Below are 10,807 nucleotides of genomic sequence, written 5' to 3'. Positions count from 1 at the left end.
GGACGCCGGGCTCGGTGAGCGGTGGGCCGCCGTGCTGCGGCGGCTCGCCGTGCGCGACCGCGTACCCGGCGTGCTGCGCGGCCGGGCCGCCCGGCTGCTGCTCGACGAAGGCCGGGTCGGCGTGGACGAGGCGGCCCGGCTGATGGGGCTCGCGCTGTCGCCCGGCGCGCCGCCCGCCGACGCCGCCGGCTGGATCGAGGGCTTCGTCGGCGGCGCGTCGGGCGGCGGACTGCTCCTCGTCCACGACGAGCGACTGCTCGGCCTGGTCGACACCTGGCTGGGCGGCGTGGCCCCGGAGGCGTTCACCGACGTCCTGCCGCTGCTGCGGCGCACGTTCTCCGCGTACGAGCCCGGCGTGCGCCGCACGCTCGGCGAGCTGGTCGCGCGCGGCGCCCCGGCCGGCGGCTCCGCCGGCGCCGCGGCCGTCACACCCGGCTTCGCCGCCGTCCGCGACGAGCGCCGCGCCGACGACGTCCTGCCCCTGCTCCACCTCATCCTCGGTACGGAGGCATCCGCATGACCACCCTCGGCACCGGTACGGACACGGACGACGAACGGCTGCGCCGCTGGCGGCTCGTCCTGGGCGGCGGCGCGGCCGACGGCACCGGCCGCGCCCTCAGCGGCACCGACGCCGCCATGGACGGCGCCCTGGCCGCGCTCTACGGAGGCACCGGCGGCGGAGACCGGCGGACCGGCGGCGACCGTTCGGCCGGGCTCGGCGCCTCCGCGCCCTCCGTCGCCCGCTGGCTCGGGGACATCCGCACGTACTTCCCCAGCTCCGTCGTCCAGGTCATGCAGCGCGACGCCATCGACCGGCTCGGACTCGCCACCCTGCTCCTGGAGCCGGAGATGCTGGAGGCGGTCGAGGCCGACGTCCACCTCGTCGGCACCCTGCTCTCCCTCAACAAGGCGATGCCGGAGACCACCAAGGAGACCGCCAGGGCCGTCGTCCGCAAGGTCGTCGACCAGCTGGAGGAGCGGCTCGCCGGCCGTACGCGCGCGACGCTCACCGGCGCGCTCGACCGCTCCGCCCGGATCAGCCGCCCGCGCCACCGGGACATCGACTGGGACCGCACCGTGCGCGCCAACCTCGCGCACTACCTCCCCGAGTACGGCACCGTCGTGCCCGAGCGGCTGGTCGGATACGGCCGGGCGAGCCGGTCGGTGAAGAAGGAGGTCGTGCTCTGCGTCGACCAGTCCGGCTCCATGGCCGCCTCCGTCGTCCACGCCTCCGTGTTCGGCGCCGTCCTCGCCTCCCTGCGCTCCGTCGCCACCCGCCTGGTCGTCTTCGACACCGCCGTCGTCGACCTCACCGAGCAGCTCGACGACCCCGTCGACGTGCTGTTCGGCACCCAGCTCGGCGGCGGCACGGACATCAACCGGGCGCTCGCCTACTGCCAGTCGAGGATCACCCGCCCCGCCGACACCGTCGTCGTCCTCATCAGCGACCTCTACGAGGGCGGCATCCGCGACGAGATGCTCAAGCGGGTCGCGGCGATGAAGGCCTCGGGCGTGCAGTTCGTCGCCCTGCTCGCCCTCTCCGACGAGGGCGCGCCCGCCTACGACCGGGAGCACGCCGCCGCCCTCGCCGCCCTCGGCGCGCCCGCCTTCGCCTGCACCCCCGACCTCTTCCCCGAGGTCATGGCCGCGGCCCTGGAGAAGCGCCCGCTGCCGATACCCGAGGCATGAGCCCCGCGGCCCGGCAGCGGTGCGGATCCGGTGGCGACGCGGTGCGGATTCCGTCGCCGCGCCACCACCCGGACGGGTGCGCCCGCCGCCACTGAGGCCCATATCACACCACTGGCGGCATGGCCCTCACCCCGCCGCCCGGCGCGTCGTGAGGCACTCCGTGCCCCCGCCCCGCCTGCCCCGAGGCCCTGCCCGGGACCCCCGGCCGCCACTCCGGACCGCCTCGCGCCGCCTACGGTCTGTGACCCGTATCACCGCCAGGTTGTGATCTGCGATTTAGGGACCCACGTCCCACGGGGATAACCTGCGAGACGGACATGCCGCGTCCACGGACACCGTGTACGCCTCCCTTGTGACAGCGCAGTCACGTTGCCCTCCGCGGCACGCCCACGCAGACAACGAACCGCGATCATCTAGAAAAGGGACGCGCGTGGACCTGTTCGAGTACCAGGCGAGGGACCTCTTCGCCAAGCACGGTGTACCGGTGCTGGCCGGTGAAGTCATCGACACGCCTGAGGCGGCGCGCGCTGCGACGGAGCGGCTTGGCGGCAAGTCGGTCGTCAAGGCGCAGGTCAAGGTCGGCGGCCGCGGCAAGGCCGGCGGCGTCAAGCTGGCCGCCACCCCGGAAGAGGCCGTCGCCCGCGCGACGGACATCCTGGGCATGGACATCAAGGGCCACACGGTCCACAAGGTGATGATCGCGGAGACCGCTCCGGAGATCGCCGAGGAGTACTACGTCTCGTACCTCCTCGACCGCACCAACCGCACCTTCCTCGCCATGGCCTCCGTCGCCGGCGGCATGGACATCGAGGAGGTCGCCGCGACGACCCCCGAGAAGCTCGCGAAGGTCCCGGTGGACGCCAACAAGGGCGTCGACATCGAGAAGGCCCGTGAGATCGTCGCCCAGGCCCAGTTCCCGGCCGAGGTCGCCGAGAAGGTCGCCGAGGTCCTCGTGACCCTGTGGAAGACCTTCGTCGCCGAGGACGCCCTCCTCGTCGAGGTCAACCCGCTGGCCAAGGTCGCCTCCGGCGAGGTCATCGCCCTCGACGGCAAGGTGTCCCTGGACGCCAACGCCGACTTCCGTCAGCCCGAGCACGAGGCGCTCGAGGACAAGGCCGCAGCCAACCCGCTCGAGGCTGCCGCCAAGGCCAAGGGCCTCAACTACGTCAAGCTCGACGGCGAGGTCGGCATCATCGGCAACGGCGCCGGCCTGGTCATGTCGACCCTGGACGTCGTCGCGTACGCCGGTGAGAACCACGGCGGCGTGAAGCCGGCCAACTTCCTCGACATCGGCGGCGGCGCCTCCGCCGAGGTCATGGCGAACGGCCTGGAGATCATCCTCGGCGACCCGGACGTCAAGTCCGTGTTCGTCAACGTCTTCGGCGGCATCACCGCCTGTGACGAGGTCGCCAACGGCATCGTCCAGGCCCTGGAGCTCCTCGCCTCCCGTGGCGACGAGGTCACCAAGCCGCTGGTCGTGCGCCTCGACGGCAACAACGCGGAGCTGGGTCGCAAGATCCTGTCGGACGCCAACCACCCGCTGGTGCAGCGTGTGGACACCATGGACGGCGCGGCCGACAAGGCCGCCGAGCTCGCGGCTGCGAAGTAAGGGAAGAGGGACAGAACAGCCATGGCTATCTTCCTCAACAAGGACAGCAAGGTCATCGTCCAGGGCATGACCGGTGCCACGGGCATGAAGCACACCAAGCTCATGCTGGGTGACGGCACCAACATCGTCGGCGGCGTGAACCCGCGCAAGGCCGGCACGACCGTCGACTTCGACGGCACCGAGGTCCCGGTCTTCGGCACCGTCGCCGAGGCGATGAAGGAGACCGGCGCCAACGTCTCGGTCCTCTTCGTCCCGCCGGCCTTCGCCAAGGCCGCCGTGGTCGAGGCGATCGACGCCGAGATCCCGCTCGCCGTCGTCATCACCGAGGGCATCGCCGTCCACGACTCCGCCGCGTTCTACGCGTACGCCGTGGAGAAGGGCAACAAGACCCGCCTCATCGGCCCGAACTGCCCCGGCCTCATCACCCCGGGCCAGTCGAACGCCGGCATCATCCCGGGCGACATCACCAAGCCGGGCCGCATCGGCCTGGTCTCGAAGTCCGGCACGCTGACGTACCAGATGATGTACGAGCTCCGTGACATCGGCTTCTCCTCCGCCGTCGGCATCGGTGGCGACCCGGTCATCGGCACCACGCACATCGACTGCCTGGCGGCCTTCGAGGCCGACCCGGAGACCGACCTGATCGTCATGATCGGCGAGATCGGCGGCGACGCCGAGGAGCGTGCGGCCGACTTCATCAAGGCCAACGTCACCAAGCCGGTCGTCGGCTACGTCGCGGGCTTCACCGCGCCCGAGGGCAAGACCATGGGCCACGCCGGCGCCATCGTCTCCGGCTCCTCCGGCACCGCCCAGGCGAAGAAGGAGGCCCTCGAGGCCGCCGGTGTGAAGGTCGGCAAGACCCCGACCGAGACCGCCAAGCTGGCGCGCGCGATCCTCGCGGGCTGACGCGGGCGATCGCCTGACGCAACCGTGTGACGGCCGTCCGACGGCAACGGCCTGACGGCCACCGCACGGCAGTGGGCCCCGCCCCACCCGGGAAACCGGGTGGGGCGGGGCCCACGCGCGTACGGGCCCTACTCCGCCGCCGGGACCAGACGCTCGGGGCCCGGGTTCGGGGCCGTACGCAGCATGTCGCGCAGTTCCTTGTCCTCCGGGCCCAGCTTCTGCGGGCCGCCGCGGACCGGGACGCCGTCGACGACCATGCCCGGCGCGATGGCCGGGATGTACCGGGTCGGCGCGGTCGCCGCGGTGACCGCCGTGACGCAGATCAGCGCCGCCGTCACCCCGATCACCGTCCGGGTCAGCCGCCTCGACCGCCGCTCGCTCCCCGTCCGCACGGCGCGCGCCGCCGGCAGCGTGGCCGTCGGCGCCTCCGCGACGAGCGCGGCCAGCCGGCGGTGCAGCGCCTCCGGGTCGGAGAGCTCGGGGACCCGCCGTCCGATGACCGTACGGGCGTGCAGCAGCCGGTTCCCGGCGGCCGGGGTGCTCGCCTCGGTCTCCGCGGCCGTCTCCGGCAGATCGAGGCCGAGACCGTCGTAGAGCAGGACGGTGCGGCGGTACGGCGGCGGCAGTTCCAGGAGCGCCCCGAGCAGCGCCCGCCGGGAGGCCTCGGTCGGCGCGGAGTCGGGATGCCGGTGGCGGCGCCGGAACCGGTGCCAGGGCGACAGCGCGTACTCGTACGCCGCCGCGCGCACCCAGCCCACCGGGTCACGGTCGACGGCGACCTCGGGCCAGTGCTGCCAGGCGTGGTGGAAGGCGAACTCGACGGACTCGCGGGAGAGCCGGCGGCGCCCGGTGAGCAGATACGTCTGGTGGACCAGCGAGGGCGCGGCGTACGCGTAGAGCGCGTCGAACGCCTCCTCGGGCGTGAGCCCGGGAGCACCGGGCCCGCCGGCCTCGGGCGGGGTGACGTCCTCGCGGCCCGGCGTGGCGGGCCGCACCTCCACGGGAGCGCCGGCACCCCCGCCGGCACCCGCGTCGGCACCCCTGTCGGTCCCGCCGGCACCCGCGTCGGTCCCGACGGCGTCCGCGCCGGCGCCCGTGCCGGTCCCGCCGGCACCCCCGTCGGTCCCGACGGCATCCCCGCCCGACCCGACGGTCGAGCGGGGCGAGTCGGTCGGCCCGGCGGGCGGGCCGGCAGGTTTCAGGCGCTCCTCCGGCGGCTGGGATGCGGCCTCCCAGGGACGGTGGGGTTCCACGGGCTCCGGGGCCGGCCGGCCGGCCGGCGCTGCCGTGGGGGTCTTCGGCGGGCGCGCGGTGCCCATGGCGGCGGGTCGCGGGCGCGTGGCGGCCGAGGACGGGCGGGCGGGCTTCTCCGGGCGGGGCGCGGTCGGCTCCTCGTAGATGCCGAGCAGCTTCGCGTACGCCTCCCGCTTGCGTCCTCTCGGGGAACTGCGACCGGTCTCCCAGGCGCGGACGGTGGCCCGGGTGACGCCCAGGGCCTCCGCGACCTGGTCCTCGCTCAGGGAGAGTGCCTCCCGCAGGCGGCGCCGCTCCTTGGGCGAAGGAAGGGAGACGGAGGGGCTCGTCGGACTCATCGGCGTCGACCTCCCACAGCACGGCTCCGTGCGGAAAAGTACATAAACGTATCTTGAGCGACACAACGGTCATTCGCCTGTTACGCGGACGAACAGCGTGTCGCTGGCAGCATGACCTCCGTGACGCACGTGACCGAGCAGCGCCCGCCCGCGGCGCCCGACACACCGGTCCAGGGACACCGCTCCGCCGCACCCCTGGCCACCGCTCTCGTGCACGGCGCCGTCGCGGCGGGCCTCGGGCTCGGGGCGCTCGCCGTGCTCGTGACCGCGGCCTGGATCGCCTCCCCGTTCCCGGACAGCGGACCCGGCGGCGCCCTGCACACCGCCGCCGGCCTGTGGCTGCTCGCCCACGGCGGGGACCTGCTCCGCACCGGCACCGTCTCCGGCGTCCCCGCCCCGCTCGGCGTCACGCCGCTGCTGCTCACCGTCCTGCCGCTGTGGCTCGCGCACCGGGCGGCCCGGGACACCCTCGACAGGGACGGCGGTCCCGTGCCCTCGCCGCTCGGCGCGGCGGCCGCCGTCACCGGCGGATACCTGCTGGTCGCGGCCGCCGTCGTGGTTTATACGGAGGCCGGGACACTGCCCGCCGAGCTGCTCGTCACGGGTGCCTGGACGCCCGTCACGGTCCTCGCCGCGGCGGGCACGGGCGTCTGGACGGCCCGCGGGCGGCCGCTGCCGGACCGTGAGCGGTACGCGCTCGCCCTGCGCGCCGCCGGACTCGCCCTGGTCGCTCTCGCGGCGGGCGGCGCGCTGCTCGCGGCGGCCTCGCTGCTGTGGCACGTGGGCGACGCCCAGGCGTCCTTCGACGGGCTCGCGGGCGAGTGGTCGGGCCGGGCGGCACTCGCCCTGCTCGTCCTCGCGCTGCTGCCGAACGCCGTCGTCTGGGGACTGGCCTACGGGCTCGGCCCTGGCTTCTCGCTCGGCACGGGCGCCCTGGTCACCCCGCTCGGTTTCACCGGCACCCCGGCCGTGCCGGACTTCCCGCTGCTCGCGGCCCTGCCCGGCGAGGGCCCCGGCCGGTGGCCGCACTGGGCGGCGGCCGCGGTCCCGGCCGTGGCGGCGGTGGTGCTCGGCCGCCTGGTGGGCCGGGCGGCCCGCCACCGGTCCGGGAAGGAGACGGCGCTGACCGCGCTGTGCGCGTCCGCGGCCTGCGGGACGGCCGTCGCCGTCCTGTCCGCCCTGGCCGGCGGCCCGCTGGGCTCGGGACGGCTCCTGGCCTTCGGTCCGGTGTGGTGGCGGACGGGTGCGGCCGCGGTGCTGTGGTGCGCGGTGGTGGGACTGCCGGTCGCCTTCGCGGTACGGGCCTGGGGCCGCCGCGCCGAACGCAAGGCGAGGGAACGGGCGGCCGAGGCGGCGGCTCCGGCGGCGCGGGCGGTCGCCGGCCCGGGTCACCAGGGTGCGCCCGGGGGCGCCGCCGGTGCCGTTTCCGGTGGCGCGTCCGGCCCCGGGGGACCCGCACGGCCGTCCGTGCCCGGCTCCGCCGACGGCGACTCGGCGCCTGGCCCGGGAGTCCAGGGCGCCCGGACCGCCTCGGACGGAGCGCGCGAGAGCACGGCCGGAGCGCTCGCCGCGCTCGACGCCCTGGAGGCCCTCGACGCGCTGGACGACGAGGGCGGGGACGAGGGCTACGGCTTCCTGCCGGCCGCCTGGGAGCCGCCGTCCCGGAGCGCACCCCCGGGCCCCGGCCCCGGCGCCGGGCCGCATCCCGGGCCGAGCTCCCCGCATCCCGGGCCGAGCTCCCCGCATCCCGGTCCGACCGCCGAGGCGCCGCAGCCGCCGGAGCCGTCGCGGGAGCCGGCGCCCGAGTGACTACTCCCGCACGCCCAGCGTGTCCTGCAGCGGCTTCGGCAGCAGGTCGTTGCAGGCCAGCTGGCTCTGCTTGGTCAGGGCATCGGCACGGCACTCGTAGAAGTCCTGGTACACCAGGTGCACCAGGAAGCCGCTCGCGACGATCATCAGGGCCAGCGCGGACGCGACGAGGCCGCTGATCGCCGACGTCTGCTTGGCGCGGTTCGCGGTCGCCGCTGCCATCACCTGCGCGGCCGCCGGCGGGCCGTCGACGCCCTCCGCCGCCTCCGGGGCCCGGGTCCGGGTGCGCAGGGCGCTGATCGCCCAGTACACGCCGAGCGCGCCGAGCAGCAGGGCGACCTCCTGCACGAAGAAGGAGAAGAAGAAGGCCCACATGCCCGACAGCACCGCGTACCGCGCGCGCCGCTGGGCCGGGTCGGTCGGGTCCCAGCGGAGCCCCGGGCCCTGCCCGCCCTCGGGCCCGCCGCCGGAACCACCGGATCCGCCCTGGCCGCCGCCCTGGCCGCCGGGGTTCCGCTCGGGGCGCCCGCCGAAGCCGTCGGAGGATCTCCCCGGCTGACTGCTGCTCCAGCCCGGGCCCGCGCCCGAACCGTCATCGGACCCCCGGGAGCCCTCCGGGAGCCGCGGCTGCCACGGCTGGTCCGGCTGCCCCTCCGGCGGCGGAGCGAACGGGTTGTTGTCGTTCGTGGACTGGCGATCCGGCATGTGCTGGACGTCTTCCCTCTGTCTGTGTGCGCGGGTGGGACTGTGGCGCGGCGCTGGTGCGGCCTGTGTGTGGCGTGTCAGTGGCGTGTCGTCGGACCCTGACGCTACCGCCCGGTCCCGCCCCCGTCCCGTGGGGGCCTTCCCGAGTGCCGGTATCGTTGCTGACGGTCGGCCCCTTCGTAGGGTTCCCCGTATCCAGGGACGCGATTCGTTCGTACGACCGCACAAACACCACGGAAAGAGTGACCCCAGTGGCTGCCGCCCGCCTCGTCGTCCTGGTCTCCGGCTCCGGCACGAACCTCCAGGCCCTGCTCGACGCGATCGCCGCCGACCCCGAGGGCTACGGCGCCGAGGTCGTCGCCGTCGGCGCGGACCGCGAGGGCATCGCCGGTCTCGAGCGGGCCGAGCGCGCCGGGCTTCCCACCTTCGTGTGCCGCGTCAAGGACCACGCGAGCCGCGACGAGTGGGACCGCGCACTGACCGAGGCCACCGCCGCGTACGAGCCCGATCTCGTCGTGTCGGCCGGCTTCATGAAGATCGTCGGCAAGGAGTTCCTGGCCCGCTTCGGCGGCCGGGTCGTCAACACCCACCCGGCGCTCCTGCCCAGTTTTCCCGGCGCGCACGGCGTGCGCGACGCCCTCGCCTACGGCGCGAAGGTGACCGGGTGCACCGTCCACTTCGTCGACGACGGAGTCGACACCGGCCCGATCATCGCCCAGGGCGTGGTCGAGGTGCGGGACGAGGACGATGAGGACGCGCTCCACGAGCGCATCAAGGAAGTCGAGCGCTCGCTGCTCGTCGAGGTCGTGGGGCGCCTCGCCCGCAACGGCTACAGCATTGAGGGACGAAAGGTTCATGTCGGTGAACACGGACACCGTTAAGCCCATCCGCCGCGCGCTGGTCAGCGTCTACGACAAGACGGGCCTGGAGGAGCTGGCCCGCGGTCTGCACGAGGCCGGGGTCGAGCTGGTCTCCACCGGCTCCACCGCGTCGAAGATCGCCGCGGCCGGCGTCCCGGTCACCAAGGTCGAGGAGCTGACCGGCTTCCCCGAGTGCCTGGACGGCCGCGTCAAGACCCTGCACCCGCGCGTGCACGCCGGCATCCTCGCCGACCTGCGCCTCGAGTCGCACCGCGAGCAGCTCGCCGAGCTCGGCGTCGAGCCCTTCGACCTGGTCGTCGTCAACCTGTACCCGTTCCGCGAGACCGTCGCCTCCGGCGCCACGCCGGACGAGTGCGTCGAGCAGATCGACATCGGCGGCCCGTCGATGGTCCGCGCCGCGGCCAAGAACCACCCGTCGGTCGCCATCGTCACCAGCCCCGAGCGGTACGCGGACGTCCTCGGCGCCGTCCGTTCCGGCGGCTTCGACCTGAAGGCCCGCAAGCGGCTCGCCGCCGAGGCCTTCCAGCACACCGCCGCCTACGACGTCGCCGTCGCCTCCTGGTTCACCGACGGCTACGCCGCCGACGAGGACGCGGACCTGCCCGAGTTCCTCGGCAAGACCTGGGAGCGCAAGTCCTCCCTCCGCTACGGCGAGAACCCGCACCAGATCGCCGCGCTCTACAGCGACGGCCTGAAGGGCGGCCTCGCCCACGCCGAGCAGCTGCACGGCAAGGAGATGTCCTTCAACAACTACGTGGACACCGAGGCCGCGCGCCGCGCCGCCTACGACCACGAGGCGCCCTGCGTCGCCATCATCAAGCACGCCAACCCGTGCGGCATCGCGGTCGGCGCCGACGTCGCCGAGGCGCACCGCAAGGCGCACGAGTGCGACCCGCTGTCCGCGTTCGGCGGTGTGATCGCGGTCAACCGCCCGGTGTCGGTGGCGATGGCGGAGCAGGTCGCCGAGATCTTCACCGAGGTCATCGCCGCTCCGGACTACGAGGACGGCGCCGTCGAGATCCTGGCGAAGAAGAAGAACATCCGCATCCTCAAGGTCGACGGCTACCCGGCGGCGATGATCGACGACATCAAGCCGATCTCCGGCGGCGCGGTCGTCCAGCACCTCGACGTCTTCCAGGCCGAGGGCGACGACCCGGCGAACTGGACCCTCGCGACCGGCGAGGCCCTCCCGGCGGACGAGCTGGCCGAGCTCGCCTTCGCCTGGAAGGCCTGCCGCGCGGTCAAGTCCAACGCGATCCTCCTCGCCAAGGACGGCGCCTCGGTCGGCGTCGGCATGGGCCAGGTCAACCGCGTCGACTCCGCGAAGCTGGCCGTCGAGCGGGCCGGCGAGGAGCGCGCCCGCGGCTCGTACGCCGCGTCGGACGCCTTCTTCCCCTTCCCGGACGGGCTGGAGATCCTCACGGCCGCGGGCGTGAAGGCGGTCGTGCAGCCGGGCGGTTCGGTGCGCGACGAGCTGGTCGTCGAGGCGGCGAAGAAGGCGGGCGTGACGATGTACTTCACCGGGACGCGTCACTTCTTCCACTGATCCGGAAGGCGAACGGCCCGCCGGTCCCCGACCGGCGGGCCGTTCCCGCGTCCGCCCGCGCGCTCGACGC

9 protein-coding genes are annotated in these 10,807 nt (G+C 74.2%); 7 read left to right on the top strand and 2 right to left on the bottom strand.

Annotation, left to right across the window (positions count from 1 at the left end; translation table 11 throughout):
* The 4 genes from ESG85_RS23650 to sucD form a co-directional block, all read left to right on the top strand.
* On the top strand, positions 1–520 hold a 520-nt coding region (locus tag ESG85_RS23650; RefSeq protein WP_246095237.1), incomplete at its 5' end, for a DUF5682 family protein.
* Positions 517–1,689 (top strand): VWA domain-containing protein, encoded by a 1,173-nt coding sequence (locus tag ESG85_RS23645; RefSeq protein ID WP_128982479.1) that lies wholly within the window; start codon positions 517–519, stop codon positions 1,687–1,689. The genes ESG85_RS23650 and ESG85_RS23645, both read left to right, overlap by 4 nt.
* Before the next feature lie 430 nt (positions 1,690–2,119).
* Positions 2,120–3,298: an ADP-forming succinate--CoA ligase subunit beta gene (gene sucC, locus ESG85_RS23640; protein ID WP_128982478.1), complete on the top strand. Its 1,179-nt coding sequence runs from the start codon at positions 2,120–2,122 to the stop codon at positions 3,296–3,298.
* Between the two features lie 21 nt (positions 3,299–3,319).
* Positions 3,320–4,204, top strand: a complete 885-nt coding sequence (gene sucD, locus ESG85_RS23635) for a succinate--CoA ligase subunit alpha (RefSeq protein WP_128982476.1) — start codon at positions 3,320–3,322, stop codon at positions 4,202–4,204.
* Between the two features lie 128 nt (positions 4,205–4,332).
* On the opposite strand, the gene ESG85_RS23630 is transcribed toward sucD, so the two are convergent.
* Entirely contained in the window at positions 4,333–5,796 is a 1,464-nt protein-coding gene (locus ESG85_RS23630) for a helix-turn-helix domain-containing protein (protein WP_128982474.1), read from the bottom strand.
* A gap of 120 nt (positions 5,797–5,916) precedes the next feature.
* Between ESG85_RS23630 and ESG85_RS23625 the strand changes: the two genes are divergently transcribed.
* On the top strand, positions 5,917–7,605 hold the full coding sequence (locus ESG85_RS23625; protein ID WP_181019090.1) for a cell division protein PerM: 1,689 nt from the start codon (positions 5,917–5,919) through the stop codon (positions 7,603–7,605).
* Here ESG85_RS23625 and ESG85_RS23620 read toward each other — a convergent pair whose 3' ends face one another.
* Entirely contained in the window at positions 7,606–8,310 is a 705-nt protein-coding gene (locus ESG85_RS23620) for a hypothetical protein (protein ID WP_128982472.1), read from the bottom strand.
* Between the two features lie 251 nt (positions 8,311–8,561).
* On the opposite strand from ESG85_RS23620, the gene purN reads away from it, so the two are divergent.
* Together purN and purH are read left to right on the top strand one after the other, a co-directional pair.
* Positions 8,562–9,191 (top strand): phosphoribosylglycinamide formyltransferase, encoded by a 630-nt coding sequence (gene purN, locus ESG85_RS23615; protein ID WP_128982470.1) that lies wholly within the window; start codon positions 8,562–8,564, stop codon positions 9,189–9,191.
* On the top strand, positions 9,166–10,737 hold the full coding sequence (gene purH / locus ESG85_RS23610; RefSeq protein ID WP_128982468.1) for a bifunctional phosphoribosylaminoimidazolecarboxamide formyltransferase/IMP cyclohydrolase: 1,572 nt from the start codon (positions 9,166–9,168) through the stop codon (positions 10,735–10,737). Before purN ends, purH begins: the two co-directional genes overlap by 26 nt.
* Positions 10,738–10,807: the final 70 nt, after the last annotated feature.

It is taken from the genome of Streptomyces roseicoloratus (assembly GCF_004117935.1).
In the GTDB taxonomy this organism is placed as follows: domain Bacteria; phylum Actinomycetota; class Actinomycetes; order Streptomycetales; family Streptomycetaceae; genus Streptomyces; species Streptomyces roseicoloratus.
The sequence above is the reverse complement of the archived record's forward strand: the minus strand, read 5'-3'. Positions and strand labels throughout refer to the sequence as shown.